The 26,014-nt window shown below is 73.1% G+C and carries 27 protein-coding genes; 17 read left to right on the top strand and 10 right to left on the bottom strand.

Annotated elements, in window-relative coordinates; translation table 11 throughout:
* The first annotated feature begins 177 nt into the window (after positions 1 to 177).
* On the top strand, positions 178 to 2,088 hold the full coding sequence (locus WBK31_RS18085) for a M14 family zinc carboxypeptidase (RefSeq protein ID WP_406675278.1): 1,911 nt from the start codon (positions 178 to 180) through the stop codon (positions 2,086 to 2,088).
* 536 nt (positions 2,089 to 2,624) lie between these two features.
* On the top strand, positions 2,625 to 3,119 hold the full coding sequence (locus tag WBK31_RS18080; protein ID WP_406675277.1) for a GNAT family N-acetyltransferase: 495 nt from the start codon (positions 2,625 to 2,627) through the stop codon (positions 3,117 to 3,119).
* 46 nt (positions 3,120 to 3,165) lie between these two features.
* Here the strand turns inward: WBK31_RS18080 and fusA are convergent, their stop codons facing one another.
* On the bottom strand, positions 3,166 to 5,178 hold the full coding sequence (gene fusA, locus WBK31_RS18075) for an elongation factor G (protein WP_406675276.1): 2,013 nt from the start codon (positions 5,176 to 5,178) through the stop codon (positions 3,166 to 3,168).
* Between the two features lie 540 nt (positions 5,179 to 5,718).
* Between fusA and WBK31_RS18070 the strand changes: the two genes are divergently transcribed.
* A complete protein-coding gene (locus WBK31_RS18070; RefSeq protein ID WP_364052624.1) occupies positions 5,719 to 5,985 on the top strand; it encodes a WGxxGxxG family protein in 267 nt (88 codons plus the stop codon).
* A gap of 108 nt (positions 5,986 to 6,093) precedes the next feature.
* Here the strand turns inward: WBK31_RS18070 and WBK31_RS18065 are convergent, their stop codons facing one another.
* Positions 6,094 to 7,398: an FAD-binding oxidoreductase gene (locus WBK31_RS18065; protein ID WP_406675275.1), complete on the bottom strand. Its 1,305-nt coding sequence runs from the start codon at positions 7,396 to 7,398 to the stop codon at positions 6,094 to 6,096.
* 230 nt (positions 7,399 to 7,628) lie between these two features.
* On the opposite strand from WBK31_RS18065, the gene WBK31_RS18060 reads away from it, so the two are divergent.
* Entirely contained in the window at positions 7,629 to 8,681 is a 1,053-nt protein-coding gene (locus tag WBK31_RS18060; RefSeq protein ID WP_364052618.1) for an ABC transporter substrate-binding protein, read from the top strand.
* Between the two features lie 38 nt (positions 8,682 to 8,719).
* On the opposite strand, the gene WBK31_RS18055 is transcribed toward WBK31_RS18060, so the two are convergent.
* Both WBK31_RS18055 and WBK31_RS18050 read right to left on the bottom strand, forming a co-directional pair.
* Positions 8,720 to 9,202, bottom strand: a complete 483-nt coding sequence (locus WBK31_RS18055; protein WP_364052615.1) for a metallophosphoesterase family protein — start codon at positions 9,200 to 9,202, stop codon at positions 8,720 to 8,722.
* A 31-nt stretch (positions 9,203 to 9,233) separates the two neighbouring features.
* Positions 9,234 to 10,466: an RNA polymerase sigma factor gene (locus WBK31_RS18050; protein WP_378788445.1), complete on the bottom strand. Its 1,233-nt coding sequence runs from the start codon at positions 10,464 to 10,466 to the stop codon at positions 9,234 to 9,236.
* A gap of 128 nt (positions 10,467 to 10,594) precedes the next feature.
* On the opposite strand from WBK31_RS18050, the gene WBK31_RS18045 reads away from it, so the two are divergent.
* From WBK31_RS18045 to WBK31_RS18030, 4 genes are all read left to right on the top strand, one after another.
* The gene (locus tag WBK31_RS18045; protein ID WP_364052609.1) at positions 10,595 to 11,479 is read left to right on the top strand and encodes a nucleotidyltransferase domain-containing protein; all 885 of its coding nucleotides are present in this window, start codon (positions 10,595 to 10,597) and stop codon (positions 11,477 to 11,479) included.
* A gap of 124 nt (positions 11,480 to 11,603) precedes the next feature.
* Positions 11,604 to 12,455, top strand: coding sequence for an ATP-binding cassette domain-containing protein (locus tag WBK31_RS18040; RefSeq protein WP_364052606.1), 852 nt, complete (start codon positions 11,604 to 11,606; stop codon positions 12,453 to 12,455).
* Between the two features lie 131 nt (positions 12,456 to 12,586).
* On the top strand, positions 12,587 to 12,895 hold the full coding sequence (locus WBK31_RS18035; RefSeq protein ID WP_378788447.1) for a DNA-binding protein: 309 nt from the start codon (positions 12,587 to 12,589) through the stop codon (positions 12,893 to 12,895).
* A complete protein-coding gene (locus WBK31_RS18030) occupies positions 12,892 to 13,263 on the top strand; it encodes a DUF4180 domain-containing protein (RefSeq protein WP_378788449.1) in 372 nt (123 codons plus the stop codon). Before WBK31_RS18035 ends, WBK31_RS18030 begins: the two co-directional genes overlap by 4 nt.
* A gap of 12 nt (positions 13,264 to 13,275) precedes the next feature.
* On the opposite strand, the gene WBK31_RS18025 is transcribed toward WBK31_RS18030, so the two are convergent.
* The 3 genes from WBK31_RS18025 to WBK31_RS18015 form a co-directional block, all read right to left on the bottom strand.
* Positions 13,276 to 14,097 carry a TetR/AcrR family transcriptional regulator gene (locus WBK31_RS18025; RefSeq protein WP_378788451.1) on the bottom strand — a complete coding sequence of 274 codons (822 nt, stop codon included), beginning with the start codon at positions 14,095 to 14,097 and terminating at the stop codon, positions 13,276 to 13,278.
* Positions 14,098 to 14,167: 70 nt separating this feature from the next.
* Positions 14,168 to 14,488 (bottom strand): multidrug efflux SMR transporter, encoded by a 321-nt coding sequence (locus WBK31_RS18020; protein ID WP_364052594.1) that lies wholly within the window; start codon positions 14,486 to 14,488, stop codon positions 14,168 to 14,170.
* Between the two features lie 28 nt (positions 14,489 to 14,516).
* Entirely contained in the window at positions 14,517 to 14,876 is a 360-nt protein-coding gene (locus WBK31_RS18015) for a multidrug efflux SMR transporter (protein ID WP_364052591.1), read from the bottom strand.
* 103 nt (positions 14,877 to 14,979) lie between these two features.
* Between WBK31_RS18015 and WBK31_RS18010 the strand changes: the two genes are divergently transcribed.
* Positions 14,980 to 15,507, top strand: a complete 528-nt coding sequence (locus tag WBK31_RS18010; RefSeq protein WP_364052588.1) for a MarR family transcriptional regulator — start codon at positions 14,980 to 14,982, stop codon at positions 15,505 to 15,507.
* Positions 15,508 to 15,577: 70 nt separating this feature from the next.
* Here WBK31_RS18010 and WBK31_RS18005 read toward each other — a convergent pair whose 3' ends face one another.
* Complete coding sequence (locus WBK31_RS18005; protein WP_378788454.1) at positions 15,578 to 16,417, bottom strand: LLM class flavin-dependent oxidoreductase; 840 nt, start codon at positions 16,415 to 16,417, stop codon at positions 15,578 to 15,580.
* Positions 16,418 to 16,426: 9 nt separating this feature from the next.
* Entirely contained in the window at positions 16,427 to 16,780 is a 354-nt protein-coding gene (locus tag WBK31_RS18000; protein ID WP_406675274.1) for a hypothetical protein, read from the bottom strand.
* A 236-nt stretch (positions 16,781 to 17,016) separates the two neighbouring features.
* Here WBK31_RS18000 and WBK31_RS17995 point away from each other — a divergent pair, with 236 nt between their 5' ends.
* Positions 17,017 to 17,598, top strand: a complete 582-nt coding sequence (locus WBK31_RS17995; RefSeq protein WP_406675273.1) for a GNAT family N-acetyltransferase — start codon at positions 17,017 to 17,019, stop codon at positions 17,596 to 17,598.
* Positions 17,599 to 17,866: 268 nt separating this feature from the next.
* Here WBK31_RS17995 and WBK31_RS17990 read toward each other — a convergent pair whose 3' ends face one another.
* Positions 17,867 to 18,982, bottom strand: coding sequence for a DsbA family protein (locus WBK31_RS17990; protein WP_406675272.1), 1,116 nt, complete (start codon positions 18,980 to 18,982; stop codon positions 17,867 to 17,869).
* Between the two features lie 75 nt (positions 18,983 to 19,057).
* Here WBK31_RS17990 and WBK31_RS17985 point away from each other — a divergent pair, with 75 nt between their 5' ends.
* From WBK31_RS17985 to WBK31_RS17955, 7 genes are all read left to right on the top strand, one after another.
* Complete coding sequence (locus tag WBK31_RS17985) at positions 19,058 to 19,738, top strand: TetR/AcrR family transcriptional regulator (RefSeq protein WP_378788457.1); 681 nt, start codon at positions 19,058 to 19,060, stop codon at positions 19,736 to 19,738.
* Positions 19,739 to 19,781: 43 nt separating this feature from the next.
* Entirely contained in the window at positions 19,782 to 20,501 is a 720-nt protein-coding gene (gene uppS, locus WBK31_RS17980; protein ID WP_364057431.1) for a polyprenyl diphosphate synthase, read from the top strand.
* 72 nt (positions 20,502 to 20,573) lie between these two features.
* Positions 20,574 to 21,503 (top strand): pentapeptide repeat-containing protein, encoded by a 930-nt coding sequence (locus WBK31_RS17975; protein WP_364052570.1) that lies wholly within the window; start codon positions 20,574 to 20,576, stop codon positions 21,501 to 21,503.
* Positions 21,504 to 21,566: 63 nt separating this feature from the next.
* Positions 21,567 to 22,046 (top strand): Rrf2 family transcriptional regulator, encoded by a 480-nt coding sequence (locus tag WBK31_RS17970; protein ID WP_364052567.1) that lies wholly within the window; start codon positions 21,567 to 21,569, stop codon positions 22,044 to 22,046.
* 84 nt (positions 22,047 to 22,130) lie between these two features.
* Positions 22,131 to 23,294 (top strand): MFS transporter, encoded by a 1,164-nt coding sequence (locus WBK31_RS17965; protein ID WP_406675271.1) that lies wholly within the window; start codon positions 22,131 to 22,133, stop codon positions 23,292 to 23,294.
* Between the two features lie 42 nt (positions 23,295 to 23,336).
* On the top strand, positions 23,337 to 24,200 hold the full coding sequence (locus WBK31_RS17960) for an SMP-30/gluconolactonase/LRE family protein (RefSeq protein ID WP_406675270.1): 864 nt from the start codon (positions 23,337 to 23,339) through the stop codon (positions 24,198 to 24,200).
* A 98-nt stretch (positions 24,201 to 24,298) separates the two neighbouring features.
* Positions 24,299 to 25,912 (top strand): two-component sensor histidine kinase, encoded by a 1,614-nt coding sequence (locus WBK31_RS17955; RefSeq protein ID WP_364052558.1) that lies wholly within the window; start codon positions 24,299 to 24,301, stop codon positions 25,910 to 25,912.
* The last annotated feature ends 102 nt before the right edge of the window (positions 25,913 to 26,014 follow it).

The raw sequence follows: 26,014 nt of genomic DNA, 5'->3' as shown, positions 1-26,014 counted from the left end.
TGTCAGCTTTCAATGAGCCCCATACGGCAAGATCCAGGAGGGTCCAGATGCGTGGTTTACGGGCGTCCGCAGTCGCCCTGTTGATCGCCGCCACGGCGTTATCCGGGGCGGCGCCGTCCGTTCCCGCGGTCGCCGGGCCTGGCAGATCCCGAGGCGGTCTCGCTGGTCACGCTGTCCGTGCCGGACCGGGCGGTCATGGAGCGGCTGGTGGCGTCCGGCGCCGACCTCACCGAACGCGTACGTCCCCAACCCGACGGCAGCGTCCAGGTGGACGCCGTCGTCACCCCGACCCAGCTTGCCGAGTTCCGCACGCTCGGCGCGGCCCCCGCCGGCGAGGCGAGCCCGGCCAGGACGCACAAGGACTCCCGGCCGGCGCAAGGCCGCGACCAGGTCGTGATCGAGCGGGCGGTCTGGTACAAGTCGCGCGACGGCTACTTCCTCTCCGTGGAGGCGTCGAGCAGCGCCGCACAGGCCGCCACGCTCACCGTCGAGTGGCGGGGCAAGCGCGGCACGGCGGGCAGGGCCGAGATGGTCGCGTACGTGGACGCGGGCGCGTACCTGGGCCACCAGTTCAGCACCCCGGTCCCGGCCGACCAGCAGCCGCAGAAGATCACCGTCACCTCGACCGGCGGCGGCAGGGCCGACGCGCGCGTGCGCGAGTGGCCGGACGGCGAGCGGCCCGGCAAGCACGGCCGCGGCTACCAGAAGGACTTCATCACCCAGTACATGCCGCCGGCCCAGCTCAACGAGCGCATCAAGACGCTGCACCGGCAGTTCCCCGAGCTCACCGACATCATCACGCTGCCGTACCGGACGAACGGCTACCGCCGCCACGCCCAGGCGCTCATCGGCACCGTCCCGGACAAGGCCATCGTGATCACCTCGAACGCCTACGGCTCCGAGGGCGGCAACGACCTGTCCGTCGAGCTGGTCGCCCCGGGCACGCCGGGCAGCCCGCTGCGGGTGTCGCTCGACGGCAAGCTCGTCACGGTCAGCCTGGCCACGAACGACGCGGGCGAGCCGGTCAGCACGGCGGCCGAGGTGGTCGCCGCGATCAACGCGACGCCGGGCCTGCCGCTGAAGGCGTCGCGCTACCGTACGGACCCGGGGGCCGGCGTCATGGCGCCCACGCCGCCCGTCCAGCTCGACGACTTCCTCAGCGCCCCCGCCGACGTCTCCAGGAAGCCCGCCGAGGTGCTGGCGCTGCGCATCGGCACCCGCCGCGACGGCTCGCGCACCGGCGTGCTCGCCTACGCGCAGGAGCACGCGCGCGAGTGGGTGACGCCGCTGGTCACGATCGAGGCGGCGGAGCGGCTGCTGCGCAACTACGCCGGGGACAAGGCGACCCGGCGGCTGCTGGAGCGTACGGACATCTTCATCGTGCCGACCGTCAACCCCGACGGCGCGAACTACAGCTTCTACGACTTCAACTCCCAGCGGAAGAACATGACGAACCACTGCCCGCCCGAGCAGTCCGATCCGGCGCTGCGCAACCAGTGGGGCGTGGACGTCAACCGCAACTACGCCGTCGGCTCCCATCACGACGGCTACTTCGGGGCCTCGGGCAACTGCCAGAGCGGCACGTACGCGGGCCCGGCCGAGCACTCCGAGCCGGAGAGCCGCAACGTCATCTGGCTGGCCGAGCGGTTCCGCAACATCAAGTTCGCCATGAACGTGCACAGCTACGGCGGCTACTTCATGTGGCCGCCCGGCGCGTACAAGGCGGACGGCCGCCTCACCCTGCCCAGGCCGACGCCGAAGGAGGAGAAGTTCTTCGAACGCTCGTCCGAGACGATACTCAAGGCCATCGCCGCCGAGCGCGGCACCGTGATCTGGCCGCAGCAGACCGGGCCGGTGACGGACGTGCTGTACTCGGCGGCCGGCAACTCGGCCGATGAGCTCTGGTACGACCACGGCATCTACGGCTGGGACTTCGAGGTCGGCGCCGACCTGTGGAACGCCGAGACGCGCAGCTGGCAGGGCGTGGGCTTCCAGCCGCCGTTCGAGGAGGGCCACGCCGAGGCGATGGAGTTCGCCGCCGGTCTGATCTCGCTCATCGGCATCGCCGCCGACTACCGCGAGCCGTAACACCGGGAATGACCACCGGGCGGCCGGGACCTCGCACCCGGCCGCCCGGCCGTATCGACATCCGCGACAACCCTTGCCAGCACCCCTCCGCCCCCCGCAACACCGTCGAGCCGGAACCCCGGAGGTTCTCCGTGCGCTCACCGGCCGCCCTGCTCGGCACCGCGGTCGCGACCCCCTGTTCACCGCACCCCAGCAGGTCTCACCCGCCGAGCCCGCGCAGCCCGCGCAGCCCGCCGTCCGCGACTCCGGCAACGGCCTCGAGCGCAACGAGATCGCGGCCGGCCTCCCCGAGCAGGCCAGGGGTCAGGCGGCGGTGATCAGCGGCAGGGACGAGGGCGGCGCGGCGGTCGTCATGTTCGGCACCGAGCCGATGTTCCGCAACCCCCCAAGGGCCTGTTCCCGCAGGTGGCGCGGGCCCGGTACTGGGCGTCATCGATCCACTCCGCAGCGGTCACAAGTCCATGATCTGCTAGTATTCCGGTACTCCATCCCTTCCGGCCGGAAATCACCTTAGGTTCCGGCCGGAAACTGCGTTCATGACCCTTTTCACCGTACGTCCCGTCATTCCCTCCGACCGGGCGGTCGTGGAACGCCTGTGGCTGATGTTCCGCCACGACATGTCCGAGTTCCAGGGCGGGCTGCCCCTTCCCGACGCCACCTTCCGCAGCGAGCGGCTCGAATCCGCCTTCACCGGCCCCGGCTGGGCGGCGTACCTGCTGAGCAGCGGCGACCGGCCCGCCGGGTTCGCGTTCGTGCGCGGCCTCGACGGGCCGGTCCGCGTGCTCAACAGCTTCTTCGTGGTGCGCGGCGCCCGCCGCTCCAGCCTCGGCCTGCGGGCCGTCAAGGAGGTCATCGCCCGGCACCCGGGCCGGTGGGAGATCGCCTTCCAGGACGCCAACGCCGGCGCGGTCGCGTTCTGGCGGCGCGTCGCCACCGAGCTGGCGGGCGACGCCTGGACCGAGGAGCACCGCCCCGTGCCCGGCAAGCCCGATGTCCCGCCGGACACGTGGATCTCGTTCGCGACCGCATGAGCGGATCCCCGCCCCCGGCAGCGGTAAGCCCGGGGGCGGGGAGCGGTCAGCCGGCCGGGGCGTAACCGGCAGGCCGGGTGGTGAACGTGCCCCGCCCCTGCGTACGGCTGCGCAGCCGGGACGCGTACCCGAACACCTCGGCCAGCGGCACCACCGCCGTGATCACCACACTGCCGGCCCGCGCCTGCGAGCCGGACACGCGCCCGCGCCGGGCGGCGAGGTCGCCGAGCACCGCGCCCGCCATCGCGTCGGGCACCGTCACCGTCACCTCCACCACCGGCTCGAGCAGCACCATCTCGCAGGCCCGCAGCGCCTCGCGCAGACCGAGCCGGCCCGCCGCGCGGAAGGCCATCTCCGATGAGTCCTTCACGTGCGTGGCGCCGTCGGTCAGCGTCACCCGCAGCCCGGTCACCGGATGCCCGCCGAGCGGGCCGCTTTCCAGCGCGTCCCGGCAGCCGAGCTCGACCGCGCGCACGTACTCGCGCGGCACCCGCCCGCCGGTCACGGTCGACGCGAACGCGAAGCCCTCATCCAGCGGCTCCACGTCCAGCACGACGTGGGCGAACTGCCCGGCGCCGCCGTCCTGCTTGACGTGCCGGTAGAGCACCCCCGACACGCCGCGCACGACGGCCTCGCGGTAGGCGACCTTCGGCCGGCCGACCGCGACCTCCAGCCGGTGGTCGCGGCGCAGCTTCTCGGCCGCCACCTCCAGGTGCAGCTCGCCCATCCCGGACAGCACGGTCTGGCCGGTCTCGGGGTCGGTCCGTACCGACAGCGACGGGTCCTCCTCGGCGAGCCTGGCCAGCGCCGCCGCCAGCCGGTCGCTGTCGACGCTCTTGCGCGGCTCGACCGCCACCGACACCACCGGCTCGGTCGCGGCCGGCGGCTCCAGCAGCAGCGGGGCGTCCTGCGCGCACAGCGTCGTACCGGCGCGGGCCGCCTTCGGCCCGACGACCGCGACGATGTCGCCGGCCACCGCCACGTCCGTGTCGGCGTGCCGGTCGGCCTGCACGCGCAGGATCCGGCCGACGCGCTCGGTCTTGCCGGTCCCGGCGTCCAGCACCGTGTCGCCCTTGCGCAGCGTGCCCGAGTAGACGCGCAGGTACGTCAGCCGCCCCGACGCCGCCGAGGTCACCTTGAACACCAGCGCCGCCAGCGGCGCCTCCGGGTCGGCCTGCCGCTCCTCGCCCTCCTGGCCGCGCACGGCGGGCACGTCCAGCGGCGACGGCAGGTAGCGGACCACCGCGTCGAGCAGCGGCTCGATGCCCCGGTTCCGGTACGCCGAGCCGCACAGCACCACCACGCCCGCGCCCGTACGGGTCAGGTCGCGCAGCGCGGCCGTCAGCGTCTCCTGGGACAGGGACGGCCGGGCGCAGAACTCCTCCAGCGCGCCCGCATGCAGCTCGGCCACCGCCTCCTCCAGCAACCGGCGCCGCCGCGTCGCCTCCTCCACCAGGTCGCCGGGCACCGGCCCGGTCTCGTAGGCGTCACCCGACCACACCAGCGCTCGCATGGCGATGAGATCCACCACGCCGGTGAAGCCGTCCTCACGGCCGATCGGGAGCTGCACGACCAGCGGCGCCGGGTGCAGCCGCTCGCGGATGGACTCCACGGCGGCGTCCAGGTCGGCGCCCGGCCGGTCCAGCTTGTTGATGAACGCGATGCGCGGCACGCCGTACCGATCGGCCCGCCGCCACACCGACTCGCTCTGCGGCTCGACCCCGGCCACGCCGTCGAAAACGGCGATCGCGCCGTCGAGCACCCGCAGGGAACGTTCCACCTCGTCGGAGAAGTCGACGTGGCCGGGCGTGTCGATGAGGTTGATCCGGTGGCCGTCCCAGGTGCAGCTCACCGCCGCCGCGAAGATCGTGATGCCGCGGTCGCGCTCCTGCGGGTCGAAGTCGGTGACGGTGGTGCCGTCGTGCACCTCACCGCGCTTGTACGTGGCGCCGGTGATGTACAGCATGCGCTCGGTGACGGTGGTCTTACCGGCGTCGACGTGCGCGAGGATGCCGAGGTTGCGGACGGTGGCCAGAGCGGAGGAAAGGTGAGCACGCAAGGTCCCACAGCCTTTCGGTGACGTTTCCGAACAGGACTGCGCGATTGGGCCCCGCGAAGGGGGTCTTCGTCAGGGCAGCAGCCGGCGCTGGCCGCGCAGCGGGCGCCGGGGCGACGAAGACACCTGGATCACCTCATGACGCGACGAGGGGATGACGACGGCGATGCGGTGGCGCATGGCCGGTCTCCCTTCTCTCGTCGCGTGATGATGCCGGTGGAAGAGTGTACTGATCTAGGAACGTCCGGCAACCAGTTTTTCCGGCTACTTTCGGCTTATCTGAAATATGCGGATAGTGATAATTGATGGCTCGTGAGGGTCATTTGGGCGTGCGCCGAGAATGCGGAAACCCCGCGTACGGCGGGGAATCCGCGCACGTCAGCGCCCTTCCGGCCCGATGAGAAGGCGTTTGATGCCGCGGAGTCGATGGTAGGGGCGTAGGTAGCAGGGGATGAGGAGATCGCCCCGCTATCGGAAGCCTTCATCGTGAAGGCGTGATAGGCGGTCTCCGCGGTCGCGAGACCGCCGGATCGGGGGAACCCAATGCGCAAGACCCTCACCGGGCTGGGCCTGGCGTTCTTTCTCACGCTGGCACCGGCATCCGCAGCACTGGCCGAGGTACCGGCCGGGCCGGTCGCACAGAGCCAGGTGACACCGGCACCGCAGGAGAACAGGGACGAAGGAGGCGGCAACGCCGGCCTGTGGGGCCTGCTGGGCCTCCTGGGTCTGATCGGCCTCGCCGGCATGCGCAAGCAGCGCAATCACGTCGGCAGCGCGGAGCACATCACGCACCGCGGCAACAGGCCGTAACCAGGCCGATCCCCGGCCGCCCTGCCGGGGTGACGTCCCGACGTGACACGGCTGCCGTAGCAGGTCGGCCGTGTCACACCGGAGCGTCTTCGGGGCTGTTCACATTCTTCACAGGGTCACGTGCCCGACGTGGAAGACGCCGTCAGGGTCGTAGGCCCGCTTGATCTCGCGCAGCCGCGCGTAGTCGTCCTTCTCGTACGCGGCCGCCGTCCGCGACGGGTCGGCCATGAAGTTCAGGAACCCGCCGCCGCTGGCGTGCGGCCGCAGCTCATCTGCCAGTCCCGGCACCACCGTGTCGACGATCACCGACAGCCGCGTCGAGCGCCGCCCGACCGGCCCGGTGTCCGGACCCGTCCTGCCCAGCGCGCCGCCCCAATGGCGCACCTCCACCGTTCCCGCCTGCTCCGACGCCCGCAGCAGTACGCCGATCACCTCGTCGCCGACGGCGTCGAACAGGTCGAGATGCCGCACCGGCGTCCCGCCCATCGAGCTCTTGGCGAACGTGGTCGGGCGGATCTCGTCGAGCAGCGGCTCGCCCGCGGCCCGCCACAGCGGCGCGAGCAGGCGCCGGGCCTCGGCGGACGGGCCCGCGTACAGCACCTTGATCATCACCACGTGCCGCCCGCGCACCGCCGCGGGCGTGCCGTCGTCGTCCGGCATGCGCCGCAGCACCACCGCCGTGCTGATCTCGTCGGGCGCGTCCTCGATCCAGCGCCGGTAGGCCGCCAGCGTGTCCGCCGCCGCCTCGATCGGGAAGTACGCGAACCCCGAGCACACCTCCGCCACCGGATACAGCCGGAACTCCAGCGCGGTCACCACGCCGAACCCGCCACCGCCGCCCCGCAGCGCCCAGAACAGCTCAGGGTGGCCGTCCGCGCTCGCCGTCACGTGCCGCCCGTCGGCCAGCAGCACCTCGGCCCGCAGCACGCTGTCGGCAGCGAACCCGTACGCGCGGCCCAGCCAGCCGAGCCCGCCGCCCAGCGTGTAGCCGGTGACCCCGACCGACGGCGCGGAGCCCGACAGCGGCGCCAGCCCGAACGGCGCGGCCGCCGCCAGCACCTCGCCCCACTGCGCCCCAGGCCCCACCCGCGCGACCTCGCGCACCGGGTCCACCAGTACCGACGCCATGGGCGCGGTCTTGACCAGCACGCCGCCGTCGCAGGCGACGTGCGTGCCGTGACCGGTCGCCTGCACCGCGAACAGCAGGCCGTGGGCCCGCGCCGCCAGCAGCGCCGCCCGCAGGTCGCCGGCCCCGTACGCCTCGGCCACCACGGCCGGGCGGGCGTCGAGCGCCGGGTTCACCGCGCGGCGCTGCTCGTCGTAGCCCGGCTCGCCCGGCCGGTGCACGGGGCCGGTGAAGCCCGGAATGCTGATGTCGTCCCGGATGTCCTGAATGCGGTGCGGCTGGCTCATCTGTCGGCCCCTTCTCGGCTCGCGCTCCCGGGACCGCGCCTTTCGGGTCCCTTGTGAGCTTCAGAATCCGCCGTTTCGGCCGCCCGCGAATCGGTCGCCCGTCGCCGCCCCGGCTACGCCGGCGGGCGTAAACGCGGGGCTGGGGCGTACGCCATGAGGATCATATGGTTAGGTAAGGCTAAGCTAATATCCAGTCCTTCAGGGCAAAGCCCGCGCAATGAGGAGCATCCATGTCCGCTGCCCCGCGCCGCACCCTCGCCGCCCTCGGCATAGCCGCACTCCTCGGCGCCAGCGCCTGCGCGGGGACCTCCGCCGTATCCTCCGCCGGGCCCTCCACCGGGTCCCCGGCCACCCCCTCCGCGTCCGGCGGCCGGACGCAGGGCGAATGGACCTGGACCGACGACCGCGGCAAGACCATCACCCTGCCTGAGCGGCCCGAGCGCATCGTGGCCCAGTCGGGCGCCGCGGCGGCGCTGTGGGACTTCGGCGTGCGGCCGGTCGGCGTCTTCGGCCCGCACAAGCTGAAGAACGGCGGCCGCGACCCCGAGGTGGGCGAGGTCGACATCGACACCGTCGAGTCGATCGGCAACGTGTGGGGCGAGTTCAACGTCGAGAAGTACGCCTCGCTCCAGCCCGACCTCCTGGTGGCCGGGATGTACCAGAAGAACACCCTCTGGTACGTGCCCGAGGAGTCACTCGACGCCATCGACCAGATCGCGCCCACGGTCGGCGTGCAGCTCAGCGGCAAGCCGCTGCCCGGCATCATCGAGCGGTACGGCGAGCTCGCCGCCGCGCTCGGCGCGGACCCTGACGCCCCCGCCGTGGCCGAGGCCAGGAAGCGGTTCGACGCGGCGAGCGCCGCGCTGAAGGAGCTCGCGGCCAAGCGGCCCGGCCTCACGGTGATGGTGGTCACCGCGACCCCGGACGCGCTGTACGTCGCGTACAAGCCGGACCACCCCGACATCGCCTACTGGAGCGAGCTCGGCCTGAACATCGTCTCCCCCGAGCGGCCGACCGAGAGCGAAGGCGGCTTCTGGGAGGTGCTGAGCTGGGAGAACGCCGACAAGTACAAAGCCGACGTGATCCTCGTCGACGCCCGCGCCCAGTCGATGAAGGCCGAGGAGATGGCCAAGAAGCCGACCTGGGCCGACCTGCCCGCCGTCAAGGCCGGCCAGGTCTACCCGTGGCACGCGGCCGAGCGCTACAGCCACCTCGGCTACGCCAAGGTGATGGAAGAGCTGGTGGCCGAGCTGGACAAGGCCCGCGACGACGTCGTCTCCTGACCGCGGTTCTCACGTCACCGGGACGATGACCGCCGTTCTCAGGTCACCGGGACGATCTCCGCGCGCACCAGCGCGCCGTCCTCGATCGTGAGCAGCCCCAGCGTGCCGTGCGGCTGGCGGCGGCGGTCGGTGGGGGAGCCGGGATTGAAGATCCGCAGGCCGTCGCCCGACTCGTCCAGCGGGATGTGCGAGTGACCGAAGACGACCAGGCCGGCGTCCGGGAAGCGGCGCCGCATCCTCGCCGTCCTGCCCTTGGCCGGGCCGCTGTCGTGGATCATGCCGACCCGCAGCCCGTCCAGCGTCAGCTCCAGCGTCTCGGGCGCGTCCACGTCGGGGCCGTCGTTGTTGCCCTTGACGACGTGCACCGGCGCGTACGCCGCCAGCTCCTCCAGCACCGACGGCACGCACACGTCGCCCGCGTGCAGGATGACGTCCGCGCCGCGCAGGTGCTCGGCCACGCGCGGCGGGCACGAGCGCCAGCGCCTGGGCGCATGCGTGTCGGACAGCGCGACCACCTTCACGCCGTCACCCCTGCCCGCCGCACCGCACGCCTCACTCCAGCGCCGCCGCCCGTTCCTCCAGGTAACGCTGCTCGGGCAGGCTCGTGGTCAGCCGCGCCGCCTCGCGGTACGCCGCCACCGCCTCCGCCGTGTCGCCCGCCAGCTCCAGCAGGTGCGCCCGGACGGCCACCCGCCGGTGGTGCCGCGCCATGCGCCCGTCGGCGGCCAGCTCGTCGAGCAGCGCGAGCCCGGCGCGCGGCCCGCGCACCATGGCCACGGCCACCGCGTGGTTGAGCCGGACCACCGGGTTGTCCTCGATGCCGAGCAGCATCTCGTACAGGGCCAGGATCTGCGGCCAGTCGGTCTCATCCGCCGTCGCCGCCTCGTCGTGCACCGCCGCGATGGCCGCCTGCAACTGGTACGGCCCCACCGGCGACGTCGCCAGCGCCTTGCTCACCAGCTCCACGCCCTCCTGGATGAGCGCGCGATCCCACAGGCCGCGGTCCTGCTCGGCCAGCGGGATCAGCCGCCCGTCACCGTCGGTGCGGGCCGGCCTGCGGGCCTCGGTGAGCAGCATCAGCGCAAGCAGCCCGGCCACCTCGCCGTCGCCGGGCAGCAGCCGGTGCACCGCCCTGGCCAGCCGGATCGCCTCGGCCGTCAGATCGGTCCTGAGCAGCTCGGGGCCCGAGGTCGCGGTGTAGCCCTCGTTGAAGATCAGGTAGAGGACGTGGAGCACGACCCGCAGCCGCTCGGCCCGCTCGCTCTCCGGCGGCATCGCGAACTCCAGGCCGCTCGCCTTGATGCGCTGCTTGGCCCGGCTGATGCGCTGCGCCATCGTCGCCTCCGGCACCAGGAACGCGCTTGCGATCTGCGCCGTCGTCAGGCCGCCCACCGCCCGCAACGTCAGCGCGAGCTGCGACGGCGCCGACAGCGACGGATGGCAGCACAGGAACAGCAGGGTCAGCGTGTCGTCGGAGTCGCCCGGCCGCTCCTCGCCCGGCGGCGCGGCCACGTGGGCATCGGCGGGGACGCCGACCGCCACGCTCTCCTCCCTGCGGCGGCGCGCGTTCTCGCTGCGGATGTGGTCGATGACCCGCCTCGATGCCACGGTCGTCAGCCAGGCCCGCGGGTTGTCCGGCACCCCCTGCTCCGGCCACTGCACGGAGGCGTCGAGCAGGGCCTCCTGCACCGCGTCCTCGCAGGTGTCGAACTGCTCGTAGCGGCGCACGAGCGTGCCCAGGACCTGCGGGGCCAGCTCGCGCAGCAGCGCCTCGACCTCGCTCACGCCCTCACCTCGCACGTCCCGCCTTCCACCTGGCCATCGTAGGGGCGGTACGGCGTCCCGCGCCGATTTCCGGTGGCGCGCGCATGACCGCCGGGAGATGTCCTGACGTGCTGACTATGCTCGGCGGAATGCAGCACACAGACCATGACAGGCCCGACCTGAACGGCCGTGACCTGGACGGCCCCGACCTGGACGGCCCCGACCTGGACGGGATCGCGCGGCGGCTGCTGGAGGTGCCCGGAGTGGTGGCGGTGGCGCTGGGCGGCAGCCGCGCCCGCGGCACCCACCGCCCCGACTCCGACATCGACCTCGGCCTCTACTACCGGGGCCGGCTCGCCGTCGACGAGCTGCGCGCGCTCGCACGCGAGATCACCGGCGCCGACACCGACGTGACCGAGCCGGGCGGCTGGGGGCCGTGGGTGAACGGCGGCGGCTGGCTCGTCGTGGACGGCTGGCACGTGGACTGGATCTACCGCGACCTCGACCGGGTACAGCGGATCTGGCGCGACTGCCGGGCCGGCCGCTACGAGGTCGGCTTCCAGGTGGGTCATCCGCTCGGCTTCTACTCGCACGCGTACGCGGGTGAGGTGGCCCTGTGCCGGGTGCTCGCCGATCCCGGGGGAGAGCTGACCGCGCTGCGCGCCGAGGCCGTCCACTACCCGCCCGCCCTGCGCGACGCGCTCATCCAGGGACTGTGGGAGTGCGACTTCGCCCTGACGATCGCCACGTACGGCATGCTGGGCAACGACCCCTCGTACGCGGCGGCCACCCTGTTCCGCGCCATCGGCGTGGCCTGCCAGGCGCTGCACGCGGCCGAAGGCGTCTGGCTGATCAACGAGAAGGGCATGATCGCCTCCGCCGCCCGGCTGCCGTCGGCTCCCGAACGCTTCGCCGAGCGCGCCCAGGCGCTCCTGGCCAACGTGGGCGGCACTCCCGAGGAGATCGGCCGCACCCTCGAAGACGCCAACGCCCTCATCGCCGACGTACGCGCCGCCTGCGGAGCCACCGGCTAAACATCAGATGTCTGACACGCTGATAACTTGGGCTCCGGATGTGAAGCGATGAAGGGAGAGACGTGGTGACGCAAGCGTCCACGACGGACGGCGCGAAAGCGGTCACGGACGGTGAGGTGGCACGATGACGGTCGTCTCCCGCCCCGCCGACAGCGGGCCCGTGCTGCGGGCCGGAGAGGTCGCGTTCATCCGTGACGGCCGTCACCTGCTGAGCGACATCTCGCTCACCGTGCACCCCGGCGAGCACTGGGCGCTGCTCGGCGCGAACGGCGCGGGCAAGAGCACGCTCCTCGCCCTGCTGGGCGCGGTCAACCATCCGAGCCGGGGCGTGGTCGAGGTGCTCGGCCGCAGGCTGGGCCGGGTGGACGTCCGTGAGCTGCGCTCCTACCTCGGTCACGTCAACCCTCGCCACACCCCCGACGGGCCCATGCGGGTGCGCGAGGTCGTGCTGACCGGGCTGACCAACACCGCCGCGCTCGTGCCCCGCTGGCAGCCAACCGAGCAGGAGGCGGAACGCGCCGACCGGCTCCTCGCCATGCTCGGCATGAGCGCCAAGGCCGGCGACCGGTGGCCCACCCTGTCGCAGGGCGAGCGCGGCCGTACGCTGATCGCCCGCGCCCTCATGCCGCAGCCCCGCCTGCTGCTCCTCGACGAGCCCGCCACCGGGCTCGACCTGGCCGCCCGCGAGCAGCTCCTGGCCGGCATCGACGCCTTGCGCGCCCGGCACCCCTCGCTGGCCACCGTCCTCGTGACCCACCACCTGGAGGAGCTGCCCGCCACCACCACGCACGCCATGCTGCTGCGTGACGGCCGCTGCCTGGCGAGCGGCCCGGTCGGCGACGTCCTCACCAGCGAGCTGGTGAGCGCCTGCTTCGACCACCCGGTACGCCTCGTGCGCGGCGACGACGGCCGCTGGGCCGCCCGCGCCGCCCGCGTCCCGGTCACCGTGCCCGGCGAGCCCGTCCCCGCCGCCTGACGCTTTCGGCGGATGGCGGAACATACCTGTCCGCCTCGTCTCCAAGGCCGGCCGGAACCGGCTCGCCGCCCAGGCCGGCCGCGACAACCGGAGAGTGGCGGATAGTCGAACGCGCGTGCCGCCTGCCCGCCGTGCGGGTCGGCAAGCAGTACCGCATCGCCGAGGACGACCTGGCCGCCTTCGCCGGGCTGCCCGCCGAACGGCCGCTGAGCCCGCGCCGCGCCGAGGCGACCAGCGTCGTCCAGGTGGACGGCATCGACCGGGCCGGCATGGACCGGATCGGCACGATGGTCCTCGGCGCGCTGTCGGCCGAGCGGAGCGGGCTGCGCGTCGAGTTCGCCTACGACGAGGAGCGCGCGCAGCTTAAGATCATCGTGCTCGGCGGGCTGGAGGAGACCGCCCAGGTCCTGCGGATCGTCGACGCTCTCGTACGGCCATGAGCACCCCAGGAGGGAACCCGATGCCCGGCGTCCACTGGTACGACCCCCAAGCCGCGCCGTTGAACGAGGCTCGCGACGTGATCGACCTCATCGGCGAGGCGTGGTCGAGCGGCGCCGCGTGGGTGGCCGTACCCGCCGACCGGCTGCCCGGCGGCTTCTTCACGCTCAGCACCGGCGTGGCCGGCGAGATCGCGCAGAAGTTCGTCAACTACGGCGTCGGCCTGTCGATCGTCGGCGACGTCTCCGGCCACATGGCGGCGAGCTCGGCGCTGCGCGCCTGGGTGCTGGAGTGCAACAGGGGCCGCCACATCTGGTTCGTCCGCGACGGTGATGAGCTGACCGCCCGCCTGGCGGGCGCGTCCACCTGAACCCCGGAGGCGTCACGTGGAAGGTGGCGCGGCCTGGCCGCCGTTCCCGTTCTGGGCGGCTCGGGCGGCCGCCGCCTCGATGCCGTCGAGCAGCACGGCAAGCCCGACCGAGAACGTCTCGCTCACCCGATGCTCCAGGTACGGCTCGTCGCCGCCGGGCTCGGAGTCGTCCGACTCCACCCACCGGACCAGCGGGAACCGGTCGGCGAAGCCCGGCGCGACCTCGTCGAGCAGCGACGCGCGCGCCTGCCACCACTCCTCATCGGACACCCCGGTCGCCGAAGGGGCCTGGCGCGACTCGGCGACCGTCGTGGCGGCGCCCCTGACGAAGTCGAACAGCAGCGCCACCATCCCGCGCACCCGGCGCGGGCCGAGCCCGGTGCCGCGCAGGATCGCGACCAGGCTCTCCAGCATCGCGAACTCGTTGGGCCCCAGCACGGGACGCGCCTGCGACACCTGCAACGTCCAGGGGTGGCGCAGGTAGAAGGCGAGCGTCTGCTCGGCCCACGCCGTCAGCGCCGACCGCCAGCCGCCGCTCAGGTCGTACTCGGCGGGCAGCTCGGCCAGGGCGCGGTCGTACATGAGGTCGATCAGCTCGCCCTTGCCCGGCACGTACGTGTAGAGCGCCATGCCGGTGCGGCCCAGCCGCTCGCCCACCCTGCGCATGGACAGCGCCGCCATGCCCTCGGAGTCGGCCACCTCGATCGCGGCGTCCACGATCGCGTCGACGCTCAGCCCCGGTTTGGGCCCAGGCCGCGCCTCATTCGGCTCGCCGCTGCGCCACAGCAGCGCCATCGACCGTCGCGCGTCACCCTGACCGGCGTAGACGACCAAGCCGAACTCCCCGGAACCGACAACTCCTTACGGCATAAGATATCAGCGGCCCGGTCACCGGCCGTCACGCTCAGACGCCAGAGGTGATCTTGAGGAGGGCGACGCCGCCGATGATGGCGACGAACGAGCCGAGCTTGACCGGGGTGATCTTCTCCTTGTAGATGAGCGCGCCGAGCACGACCGTGCCGATGGAACCGATGCCGGTCCAGACGGTGTAGCCGACGCCGACGTCCAGCGTCTTGAGCGCCAGGCTGAGCGTGAAGATGCCGCCGGCGGCGGCCAGCAGCGTGAAGACCGACGGCCAGAGCCGGGTGAAGCCCTTGGTGGCGTTGGTGCCGAGGGCGAAGGCGATCTCGAAGACGATCGCGATGGACAGGTAGATCCAGGCCATGATCAAGCTCCTTGGGTTGCGAGGGGTGTCAGGCGGCGGTCGGCTCCGTGGGCTGCCGCTTGGCGCCCGTCAGGCGGTCGGCCATCTTGAGCCCGAGCACGCCGCCGATGATCAGGACGAAGGCGAGGGCCTTCCAGGCGTTCATCTCCTCACCGAAGATCAGGGTGCCGAGGACGACGGTGCCGACCGAGCCGATGCCGGTCCAGACGGTGTAGCCGACGCCGACGTCAAGGGTCTTCAGCGCCAGGCTCAGGAAGAAGATGCCGCCGGCCGCGGCGACGGCCGTGAGCACGGACGGCCACAGCCGCGTGAAGCCCTCGGTGGCGTTGGTGGCCAGCGCGAAGACGACCTCGAAGACGGACGCGATGAGCAGATAGATCCACGCCACTAGTGCCTCCTATATGTATGTACGTGCAAATAAGTACGAGCTATGTTGTATGTACATGTATCCTCCTGTCAAGCCGATCTCCAGGACGAAGAGAGGCTCAGCGATGACCCGTACGGCACCCGCCGCCCCCGATCCAGAGCCGGCTTCCGAGCCGGTTCCCGGGCCGGTTTCCGGCTCGCCCGCCACTGACGCTCCAGGTGACATCACCGCCACCTGGCAGCGCGTCCTGCTGCTGCACTCCCAAGTCGAGAGCAGGCTCGCCGCCGCGCTCCAGCGCAAGCACGGCGTCGGCCTGTCCGAGTACCGCGCGCTCGGCCACCTCGCCGCCTCTCCCGCCAGCGAGCTGCGCATGCAGGAGCTCGCCGACAAGCTCGGGCTCAACCAGAGCTCGGTGACCCGCCTGGTCGCCCGGCTGAACGCGGCCGACTTCGCCTACCGCGACCTGTGCCCTGACGACAAGCGCGGCGTCTACGCCGTCATCACCGACGCCGGCCGTGCCCGTTACGCCGAGGCGCGCCGTACGTACGAGGAGGCCCTGCAGGCGGCGCTCGCGGAGGCGGGAAAGGCCGACCCGCACCTGACCGCCGCGCTCACGGCCCTGGCCGAGACCGCGCGGAGCGGCGGCAAGTGACGCCGGACGGCGCCCGCGACCACGCCCGGCTTCTGCCGCACCCAGGCGCTCGCCCGCCGCCGACCGGTGCCTACTTCCGCGTCCCGGCGGCGACGGCGGCCAGCATCTCCCAGGCGGCCTCGGGGTGCAGGGTCTCGGCCGGATCCTCATGGAACGGGTCGAACACCACCGTCTCCGCGCCCATCTCCCGCAGCCGCTCCAGGTCGTCCATGACCTGCTCGATCGTGCCTTCGCCCAGGCGCCGCTCGGCGCCCGTCACCGGCCGGTCCGTCACGCGCAGCAGGATGCGCGGGGCCAGCGCGGGCGCGGGACGCTCCTGCCCGGCGGCCATGTCCCGCAGCTTCGCCCACGTCTCGCGCAGCCACGGCAGCGTCATCCTCAGCGGATGCCACGCCTGGCCGAAGCGCAGCGTACGGCGCAGGGCCGCGTCGCTGCCGCCGCCCACCCAGATCGGCACCCCGCCGGAACGGTAGTCGCTCTCGTTCGCCCAGGCGGCCTTGATCGTCGCCAGGTGCTCGTCGGTCAGCCGGCCGCGCCGCTCGTGCGCCACCCCGAGGGCCTCGAACTCCTGCCGCGCCCAACCGGCGCCCACGCCCAGCACGAACCGGCCGCCGCTGAGGTCGTTGAGGTTGGCCGCCATGCGGGCGGTCAGCAGCGGGTGGCGGTAGGGGACGATCAGCACGGTGGTGCCGAGCGTGAGGCGGGTCGTGGTGCCCGCCAGCCAAGCCAGGGTGGTGAACGGGTCGTAGAAGGGGGCCGGGTACTGCTCGGCGACGTCAGGCGTGATCACCACGTGGTCGGAGACCATGAGCAGGTCGTAGCCGAGCCCCTCGACGGTGAGCGCCCACCGCCGCAGCGTCTCGGGGTCGGTGCCGGGGCCGAAGTTGGGGACGTTCACGCCAAGTCGCATGATCGCAGGCTACCGGTGATCGTCTCGGGGGAGTGCGAACGGCCGAGGGAGTGGGAACGGCCGCCGCGGCCCGGGGGAGGCCCCGGGCCGCGGCGGCCGGAGGCCGGCTGAGTCGTCGTCCGCGTCCCAGCCGAAGTGGTGCACGTGCTGCTTGCAGGCGTTGGCGTGGCGCGTGCCGGCGAAGACGCCGTGCTTGGTGATCCAGTGGTAGGTGCTGTCGTCGTTGAGAGCGAGCCCGCACGCCCTCGGGTGCTTGTTCCACTTGTGGTCGGACCAGATGTCGGCGGCCGCAGTGCCGGCCGTTCCGAACACGGCTGCCGTGATGAGCAGCGCGCCGCCGGCGGCAACGAGGCTACTTCTCATGATCTCCCCCTGTAATCACGAAGTGACATCGGCCATCACTATACGTAGCGATCTTGTGGCGGGGTGCTCGCCACGCCCCGCTATTCGATCAACAGGAGGCCGCCGCCCGGCAAAGCATCCACCCGCCTCTGCAATGCGCGGGGCGTGCCATCATGGCGGCTCATGACCAACTTGGCGGAGGTGCTCCGCGACGCCCAGGACGGCCGCTTTCCCCTGCGGACGGCGGCGTCACCCTCGTGCCCCAGCCGTCGCCGCGCGACCTCGGCGTGCTCTCCTTCACCGCGCACGCCGTGGTCTTCGCCGACGTCGACCCCGCCTGGATCAGGGAACGCCTGCCTCCCGGCGACCTGGACGCCCCGCTCGGGCCGCCGTTCCTGCAGGAGCTGGCGGCGCTGACCGGCCGGGCCGCCGGCAACCTCGACCTGCTCGCCGTGGCCTGCCCGCTGCCCGGGTCCGCGCCGCTCGCTCTGGAGGAGCTGCGCGACAGCGACCACCCGAGGGTGGCGCGGGCCCGCCGCTACCGCGACGACGTCCGCGTTTGGGTCGCACCCGCCCAGGACGACGGGACAGGAGGCGGCGTGGCCGGTCTGCTGACGGTCGGGCGGGGCGTGGGCGGACGGTGGGAGGTCGCGATCGAGGTCGAGCCCGCTCATCGGGGCCGCGGGCTGGGCCGCCTGCTCGCCGCTGCCGCAAGGCACCTGGCGCCCGCCCCGGTGTGGGCGCAGGTCGCGCCGGGCAACGCGGCGAGCGTCCGTGCCTTCATCGCCGCCGGGTACGCGCCCGTCGGCGCCGAGGTCCTGCTGTCACCGGAGCCCTGACCACCCGGCGGGGGAGCGGGATCCCCGCGCGGGGGGAGCCACAGGGTGCGGGCCGGTCGGCAAGGTGAGGCGCATGAGCCGCTGACGCCGGAATCGCCTGGACCGGCCTGCACGTCGCCTCGAAGGCCGCCTGCGCCCTAGCGGGCCGCTGGCGGGCACCGGCTCAGCGCGGCCATGGCCTCAGCGGGAGCCGCAGGCACGACGGACCGCGCGGCCCGGTACGCCCATGGCGACGGCGCGGCACCCGGATGAGAGATGGCGGCCGCGGTCAGGCCGCGTAGTCCGGGGTCATGGCGGCGGCCAGGGTGAGGTGGGAGGCGGCCTCCTCGTGCCTGCCCTGGCGCTGCAGGGTGCGGCCCAGGAGGTGGCGGGCGTAGGAGTCGTCGGGCGACTCCTCGACCAGCGACTCCAGTGTCGTGCGCGCCCGGTTGAGCTGCGCCGACGCGAAGTACGCCCGCGCCGCCAGCATCCGGACGCCCCGGTCGCCGCCATGCTCCTCCATGAGGGGACGCAGCAGCGTCAGCGCCCCGAGCGGGTCGCGCTGGTCGAGCAGCGACTCGACGTGCCGCAGCCGCTCGACCTCGGCGGGCAGGCGGCGCGGGGTGTGCCCGGCGGCGTCCCGGAGGAACGCGGCGATCGTCTCCGGCGACTGCGCGCCCTCCAGCGCCAGCCCGTTCGCGACGATGGTCGGCGACGTCCGCACGCCCTTCGCCTTGCCGATGAGCAGCAGCTCCCGGGTCAGCTCGGCCCCAGGCAGCGCCCGCCAGGCGGCGGTGCCGGGGAGCAGCGCCTGCGGGCCGGCGCCGCCTTCGGACGGTGCCCGGCGGCCGGCGGGATCACCGGCCGGTGCCTGCGGGCGGGCGGAGTCGCCGGACAGCGCGGAAAGGGCGGCGGTGCCGGTGTAGCCGGCCTCGTCGGCCAGGCCCGCGTCCGCGGCGATCTCGGTCAGCACGGCGACGTCGCTGATGTCGCGTACCTCGACGAAATGGGCGCGCAGCAGCCGCTCGGCCACGCGGTCCTGCAGCGCGGCCCCGCCCTTCTCGTACGCCAGCGCGATCAGCCGGTGCGCCTCCAGCGTGGCGACCCGGTAACCGGAGCCCCACTGCGCGCCCAGCCCTTCTGACGCGGCGATCTCGGCGACCCGGGCGCGGTTCTCGGCGGGGGAGAGGCCGGGCGCGCAGGCCCGCAGCGCCTCGTCGGCGACGGGGTCGCGCAGCACCTGCTCCATCGGCACCGCGCGGGCGGGCGCGGACGGATCGATCTGGAACGGCCGCCACATCACCTCGACCGGCTCGCCGTCCCAGGACGCGAGCGCCTTCTCCAGCCGTCGCTTGCCGATGTGGGCCCACCCGCAGACCACGTCTGCCCAGATCTCGATACGCATACCAGCAAGCTATGCGACAAATGTTGATTAGTCAACACATGTCGCTTAAGCGATGCCTGTCGTATAGTGAGGTGCGTGAACCCGGACGATCCGAGAGCCCGGCGCACCCGGGCCAGGCTCAAAGAGGCCGTACGCCACCTGGCCGCCCAGCAGGAGCCCGCCACCATCACCATGTCGGCGCTGGCCAAGCGCGCCGAGGTGAACCGCGCCACGATCTACCTGCACTATCCCGACCTCGACGCGCTCGTCACCGACGCCATGGAGGACACCGTCGCCGCCGTCGCCAGGGCCGCCGCGCTGTGCCCGCTCGACGCGCCCCGCGACCGCGCCCCAGAGCCGCTGGCCGAGCTGTTCGCGTACGTCGCCGCCAACGCCACCCTCTACGCCCGCATGCTCGGCCCCCAGGGCAGCGCCCGCTTCTCGGCCCGCATGCGCGAGCGCCTCACCGCCGAGCTGGCGGGCCGGTTCGCCGGCGGGCACCGCCCCCCTGGGTGGGATGACGTGCCAGGCCGACGTGCACGCCGCCTACCTGGCAGGCGCGCTGGCCGGCGTCATCGCCCACTGGGTCGCGGGCGGCTGCCCCGGCGGCGCGGAGGAGGCGGCGCTGGCGTTCTGGAAGTTGTTCCGTACGGGCTGCCGGGCGGATGCCTGAACGTCACGGAAGCGTCCCTTTCGGCGCCTGCCGGAGGTGGATATCAGGAAAGATCAGATTCCGGCCCCTCACCCGCGCCATTCTTGGAGGGTGCACACGACTGACCTCCTTCACTCCCTCTACGCCCGGCGGCTGCGCCGCCAGGTGATGTCCGGCCCCCTGCCCCGCCACGTCGGCCTGATCATCGACGGCAACCGGCGATGGGCCAGGCAGAAGGGCATGGCCAACCCGAGCATGGGTCATAAATACGGCGCCGATCACATCCAGGACGTGCTCTCCTGGTGCGAGACGATCGGCATCAAGCATCTGACGATCTTCCTCTGCTCCACCGAGAACCTGCAGCGGCGCGGCGATGAGGAGGTCGCCTTCCTGCTGAAGGTGATCGAGCAGATGGTCGAAGACCGCTTCAACGTCGCCGACTCGCGCTGGCAGGTGCACGTCGCGGGCTTGCTCGACATGCTGCCCGACACCACCGCCCGGGTGCTCAAAGACGCGGTCGAGAACACCCGCACCTGCCAGACCGGCTTCCACCTCACGCTCGCCATCGGCTACGGCGGCCGCCAGGAGGTCATCGAGGCCCTGCGCGAGCTGCTGTACGAGCGGGCCGAGGCCGGCCAGTCGATGGTCGAGCTGGCCTCGACGCTGACCGTGGACGACATCGCCCCGCACCTCTACACGGCCGGGCAGCCCGACCCCGACCTGGTGATCCGCACCAGCGGCGAGCAGCGCATGTCGAACTTCCTGCTGTGGCAGTCGGCCTACTCCGAGCTGTACTTCTGCGAGGCCTACTGGCCGGCCTTCCGCGAGATCGACTTCCTGCGCGCGCTGCGCAGCTTCGCCGCCAGGCAGCGGCGTTACGGCGGCTGAGCCGGAAGGCCGCACCCCCGTACGCGAGTACCCTTGGCCTGCCGCCCCGTACGTGAAGAGGAGAACCGCCCGGTGCCAGGAACCCACCCGCGCGAGCTCGGCCTGCTGTCCGACTGTGCGAGCTGCTTCGGGCTGTGCTGCGTGGCGCTGCCGTTCTCGGCGTCGGCGGACTTCGCCGTCGACAAGGACGCCGGCCGGCCCTGCGCCAACCTGCGCGACGACTTCCGCTGCTCGATCCACTCGCGGCTGCGCGAGAGCGGGTTCAACGGGTGCACGGTGTTCGAGTGCTTCGGGGCCGGGCAGAAGGTCTCGCAGGTCACGTACGAGGGGCGGAGCTGGCGCGAGGCCCCGGAGACGGCCCGGCAGATGTACGCCGTGTTCCCGGTGATGCGCGGGCTGCACGAGCTGCTGTGGTATCTCGCGGAGATCCTCACCCTGCCCGCCGCCGCGCCCGTGCACCCCGACGCCCGCGCCCTGCTGGAGGAGACGGAACGCCTCACCCGCGAGAGCGCCGTCGTGCTCGAACACCTCGACGTCGGCGCCCACCGCGCGCGGGTCAACGAGGTGCTGCTGCGGGCGAGCGAGCTGGTGCGTCACGGGCTCGGCGGCAAGCGGCACCGCGGCGCCGACCTCATCGGGGCCCGGCTGCGCGGCGCCCGGCTGCGAGGGGCAGACCTGCGCGGGGCGTACCTGATCGGCGCCGACCTGCGCGGCGCCGACCTGCGGCAGGCCGACCTCATCGGGGCCGACCTGCGCGGCGCGAACCTGACCGGCGCCGACCTCACCGGTGCCGTCTTCCTCACCCAGGCCCAGGTGAACGCCGCCATGGGCGGCCCCGCCACGCGCCTGCCCGCCGCCCTCACCCGCCCGGCCCACTGGACGGGCGGCACGGCGGCGGGCGCTCCGGCGGCCGGCGGCCGAGAGACCGGCGGCTGGGCGGCAGGCGCTTCGCGATCGGCGCGCCCCCGCCCCAAGACCCGCCGCCTCAGACGAGGCCGCTGAGCCCCGTACGGCGGGGAGCCTCCGACACCCACAGCAAAACCGGGACGTGTAACATCCCCTTTCATGCGGATGGGAGAAGGGGTCGAGTGGGGTCTGCACTGCTGCCTGGCGCTGGCCTGGCTGGAGGATGAGGCGCCGATCCCGACCGGGAAGCTGGCCGAGCTGTTCGAGCTGCCGCCCGTCTACCTGAAGAAGCGGCTGCAGGACCTCGTACGCGCCGGCATCCTCGCCTCCGTGCCCGGAGTGAAGGGCGGCTTCCGGCTGGCCAGAGCGCCGGAGCGCATCACGCTCCTCGACGTCGTGGCCGCGATCGAGGGCCGCGACGAGGCGTTCAGGTGCAACGAGATCCGCCGGCGCGGAGCGGGCGCCGAGGAGCCCGCCGGCACGTTCGCCAAGCCCTGCGGCGTGGTGATCGCGATGCGCCGCGCCGAACTGGCCTGGCGCAGGGAGCTGGCCGCGCAGACCCTCGCCGACCTCATGCGCGAGGCCGCGCCGTCCGCGCCGGGGCGCACCCGCCGCCACTACGCCCGTCTCACCGGCTGAGACCGGAGCCGAGGCCACGTGAGGGCTGAGGCGCGCTTTCCACGACCACGATCCAGGTGTCGCTTTCTCGGGAGGAAAAAGGGGATGTTGGATGTCCCGGTTCAACGGCGGCGGGCGTTCGTGCCCGTGGCCGTGCTGGCCGTCGGCACGTTCGCCGTGGGGACGGACGCGTTCGTCGTGGCCGGATTCCTGCCGCAGCTCGCCGCGTCGCTGGAGGTGAGCGAGACGGCGGCGGGGCAGTCGGTCACCGCGTTCGCGGTGGCGTACGCGATGCTCTCGCCGATCCTCGCCACCGTGACCGCCCGCCTGTCGCGGCGGGCGCTGCTGGTCGGCGCGCTGCTCGTGCTCGCGCTCGCGAACCTGGGCTCGGCGCTCGCGCCGACCTTCGCGGTGCTGCTGGTGACGCGCGTGCTGGCGGCGGCGGGCGCGGCGGCGTTCACCCCGAACGCCGGAGCCGTGGCGGCGGCGCTGTCGCGGCCTGAGGTGCGAGGACGGGCGCTCGCCACCGTCATCGGCGGGCTGACCGTGGCGACGGCCGCGGGCGTGCCGCTCGGCGGGCTGGCCGGTCAGGTGCTCGGCTGGCGGGCCGCGCTCGGCCTGGTGGCCGGGGCGTGCGCGGCGGTGGCGGTCGCGGTCTTCGCGATCCTGCCCGCGCTGCCCGGCCAGCCGCCGGTGCCGCTGCGCGAACGGCTCAGCGTGCTGCGGCGTCCCGCCGTCCCCGCCGTGCTGGCGCTGACCGTGCTCGGCATGGCCGCCACCTACACCGTCTACGCCTACAGCGCCCCGGCGATGAGCGCCGTCGGCGTGGAGTCCACCGCGTCGATGCTGTTCCTGTACGGGGTGGGCGCCATCTTCGGCAACATGGCCGCCGGGTACACCATCGACCGGTGGGGAGCGAGCCGCGTGCTCATGGGGGGATATGTCGTGATGGCGGCCAGCCTCGCCGGGCTGGGATGGCTGGCCGGCGGGCAGGACGTGCCGGTCGCCCTGGTCGGGCTGCTGGCCGTCGGATGGGGCGCGGGCACCTGGTGCCAGACCCCGCCCCAGCAGCACCGGCTCATCGGCGTCGCACCTCAGGAGGCGTCGCTGGTCGTCTCGCTCAACGCGTCGGCCATCTACGTCGGCATCGGCGCGGGCACGCTCATCGGCGGCCTGACCCTGGCGCAAGGGGTGGCGGTGACGTACGCGGCGGGCGCGGTGCTGGCGGTGCTCGCCCTGCTGCTGATCGTGGCCACCCGGCGCATCTGACCACTAGGCTGGCCTATCGCAGCGATCATGGAGGAGAGCGGCATGGGCATCACCGCGTACACCGTCACCGACCCCGTCGCCCAGCACGGCGAGGGGCCCGTGTGGTCCGCCCGGTGGGGCGGGCTGCGCTGGGTGGACATGCTGAAGGGCGACGTGCTCGCGCTCACCGAGGCCGGCGAGGTGCGCCGCCGCCACGTCGGCAAGGTGGCCGCCGTCGTCCGCCCCCGCGTCTCCGGCGGCTACGTCGTCGCGGCCGAGCGCGAGCTGCTGCTGGCCGACTCCGACGACCTCGACGCGCCGCTGCGCTCGCTCGGCGAGGCGTGGACCGACCCCGGCGTCCGCATGAACGAAGGCGGCTGCGACCCCGACGGCCGGTTCTACATCGGCAGCATGGCCTACGACGAGACCCCAGGAGGCGGCTCCTTCTACGTGGCCGAGCCCGACGGGCGGCTGCGCGTGGTGCTGCCCGAGGTGACGATCTCCAACGGGTTCGGCTTCAGCCCCGACGGCCGGCTCGCCTACTACGCCGACACCACCACCGGCCGCGTGGACGTCCTCGACTACGACCCGGCCGGCGGGCTGAGCGGGCGGCGGCCGTTCGCCGTCATCGACCCCGGACAGGGGGCGCCCGACGGGCTCACCGTGGACGCCGAGGGCGGCGTCTGGGTGGCGCTGTGGGGAGGCGGGGCCGTCCACCGCTACACCCCCGGCGGGCGGCTCGACGCCGTCATCACCCTCCCCGTACGCAAGGTCACGGCCGTCGCGTTCGGCGGCGAGCGGCTCGACCGGCTCTACATCACGACCTCGGCCCTCGACATCGACCGGGCCGAACAGCCCGAGGCGGGCGCCCTCTTCGCCGCCGACCCCGGCGTACGCGGCCTCCCGGTACTCCCCACCACGCTCTGAAGCCGGCTCGCCGGAGGCGGGCCGGGCGGCGTCGGCGGGGTGACCTGGGCCGTCGCAGGCGGGCCACGCACGTGGTGATCAATCGGTAACGTGAGCGCATGCGTTCGCGCGGTGCGTCGTTGGATGGGCTGTTCGCCGCTTCGGCCGTCGCCCTGGAACTGCTCATCAACGGTCACGCCGGCGAGGGCATGCCGACGCCGTCCGAGTTCGCCGTGGCGCTGCTGGCCGGTCTGCCCATGGGCGTCGTACGCCGGCGTCCCGGCCCGGTCACCGTTCACCTCGCCGCGCTCCTGGTGATCGCCGGCCGGTTAGCGCCGGGCGCCGACAGCGCGCAGGTCCTGATGTGCGTGGCTCTCTGCGTCACCGGCTATCGGCACGGCTTGAGGGAGGCGCGCGGCCCGATGCTCGCCGCCGTACTGGCGACCGCCCTGAACGTGGCCGGCCCCGGCGTCACCCCGGGCACGATGGCGCTCGCGCTCCTCCTGCCTGCGGTGCCCGCCGCCATCGGCGCTGGGTTGCGCCGCGCCGCGCACGCTGACATCGGCGACGACCTGCGTAGTGCCGGGGACGCCGCCATCGGCGCTCATCCGCGCCATGCTGACGACGACGGCACGATCGACGTGCTCCTGGCCGGCGCAGGCGCGCTGCTGGCGGTGCTGAGCACGTGGGACATCTGGCACACCGGCGGCCAGCCCCTCGCGATCGTCCAGGTGGCCACGGTCGTCGCCGGGCTGGCGCTCGGCCTCGCCAGGAGGCTGCCCGGCCTGGTGGTGGCCGTCGAAGCGGCGCTGCTGCTCGCCGCGGACGCCCACCTGCACGGGGCCACCGACACCGGCATGCTGCTCCTGCTGGTGGCGATCGGCGTGTTCGCCAAGCGGGTGTCGTCGTGGGCGTGGACGGCGCTGGTGTACGCGGCGGGCTGTGCGTGCGTCGCGGTGGCCGTGTTCGAGTCCTTCAGCCGGATCACCACGCTGCGCGTGATCGTGCTGGTGACGCTGGTGGCGATGCCGGTCGTCGCAGGCCGCTATCTCGGCATGCGCCGCGCCGTCACCGCCGCCGAGCGGCTGCGGGCCGAGGAAGCCGTACGCCTGACGCTCGCGCGCGCCCGCGCGGACCTGCTGGCCGAGCGCGAGCACATCGCCCGGGACGTGCAGACGCTGGTCGCGGGGCACGTCGGCGCGATGGTGCTGCGGGCCGGTGATGCCCGGGCCGCCGTACCCGACGGGCCGCTCGGCCACGCGCTCGCCGACATCCGCGAGACCGGCGACCAGGTGCTGCGCGACCTGAGCAACCTGCTGCACGGCGGCGACCCGCACCTCGAGGCGCCCGACCTGATACGCGCGGCGGCCGGCCGCATGTCCGCCGCCGGCCTCGTGGTGGACCTCGACCTCGACCCCGGCATGGCGACGGTCTCGCCGGTGCTGCGCGCGTGCGCCGCGGGCGTCGTCCAGGAGGGGCTGACGAACGTGCTCAAACACGCCGGCCCCGGCACCCGCGTAGCGGTCACGGTCACCGCCTCGGGCGGCGGAGCGTCGGTACGGCTGCACAACGGCCCTCCACCCGCCGCCCCGGAACGCCTGCCCTCCTCCGGACACGGCCTGGCCGGCATGCGCAAGCGCGTCCGCGCCCTGGGCGGCACCCTGGACGCCGGCCCGGACGGCGACGGCGGCTGGCTTCTGTCAGCCGCTCTGCCACCCCGAGCCCCCGAGTGAGGCCGCCACCCGGCCCGAGGCTCACGACACCACGCCTCCCACGGCAGCGCCCACGGCGACGCCGCCGGAATCATCAGCACGCTCGCTCCCGCCAGGCCCCAG

This window comes from Nonomuraea sp. N2-4H, assembly GCF_045291505.1.
GTDB lineage: Bacteria > Actinomycetota > Actinomycetes > Streptosporangiales > Streptosporangiaceae > Nonomuraea > Nonomuraea fastidiosa.
The sequence above is the reverse complement of the archived record's forward strand: the minus strand, read 5'-3'. Positions and strand labels throughout refer to the sequence as shown.

Excerpts from the sequence above, each read along its gene's own strand:
- WBK31_RS18060 (WP_364052618.1), top strand. The coding sequence starts at position 7,629 with ATGTCCGCTGCCCCGCGCCGCACCCTCGCCGCCCTCGGCATAGCCGCA.
- WBK31_RS18045 (WP_364052609.1), top strand. The coding sequence starts at position 10,595 with ATGCAGCACACAGACCATGACAGGCCCGACCTGAACGGCCGTGACCTG.
- WBK31_RS18070 (WP_364052624.1), top strand. The coding sequence starts at position 5,719 with ATGCGCAAGACCCTCACCGGGCTGGGCCTGGCGTTCTTTCTCACGCTG.
- WBK31_RS17960 (WP_406675270.1), top strand. The coding sequence starts at position 23,337 with ATGGGCATCACCGCGTACACCGTCACCGACCCCGTCGCCCAGCACGGC.
- WBK31_RS17955 (WP_364052558.1), top strand. The coding sequence starts at position 24,299 with ATGCGTTCGCGCGGTGCGTCGTTGGATGGGCTGTTCGCCGCTTCGGCC.
- WBK31_RS18030 (WP_378788449.1), top strand. The coding sequence starts at position 12,892 with ATGAGCACCCCAGGAGGGAACCCGATGCCCGGCGTCCACTGGTACGAC.
- WBK31_RS18020 (WP_364052594.1), bottom strand. The coding sequence starts at position 14,488 with ATGGCCTGGATCTACCTGTCCATCGCGATCGTCTTCGAGATCGCCTTC.
- WBK31_RS18065 (WP_406675275.1), bottom strand. The coding sequence starts at position 7,398 with ATGAGCCAGCCGCACCGCATTCAGGACATCCGGGACGACATCAGCATT.
- WBK31_RS17990 (WP_406675272.1), bottom strand. The coding sequence starts at position 18,982 with ATGCGTATCGAGATCTGGGCAGACGTGGTCTGCGGGTGGGCCCACATC.
- WBK31_RS18005 (WP_378788454.1), bottom strand. The coding sequence starts at position 16,417 with ATGCGACTTGGCGTGAACGTCCCCAACTTCGGCCCCGGCACCGACCCC.
- WBK31_RS18010 (WP_364052588.1), top strand. The coding sequence starts at position 14,980 with ATGACCCGTACGGCACCCGCCGCCCCCGATCCAGAGCCGGCTTCCGAG.
- WBK31_RS17965 (WP_406675271.1), top strand. The coding sequence starts at position 22,131 with ATGTTGGATGTCCCGGTTCAACGGCGGCGGGCGTTCGTGCCCGTGGCC.
- WBK31_RS18080 (WP_406675277.1), top strand. The coding sequence starts at position 2,625 with ATGACCCTTTTCACCGTACGTCCCGTCATTCCCTCCGACCGGGCGGTC.
- WBK31_RS18000 (WP_406675274.1), bottom strand. The coding sequence starts at position 16,780 with ATGAGAAGTAGCCTCGTTGCCGCCGGCGGCGCGCTGCTCATCACGGCA.
- uppS (WP_364057431.1), top strand. The coding sequence starts at position 19,782 with ATGTCCGGCCCCCTGCCCCGCCACGTCGGCCTGATCATCGACGGCAAC.
- WBK31_RS18040 (WP_364052606.1), top strand. The coding sequence starts at position 11,604 with ATGACGGTCGTCTCCCGCCCCGCCGACAGCGGGCCCGTGCTGCGGGCC.
- WBK31_RS17970 (WP_364052567.1), top strand. The coding sequence starts at position 21,567 with ATGCGGATGGGAGAAGGGGTCGAGTGGGGTCTGCACTGCTGCCTGGCG.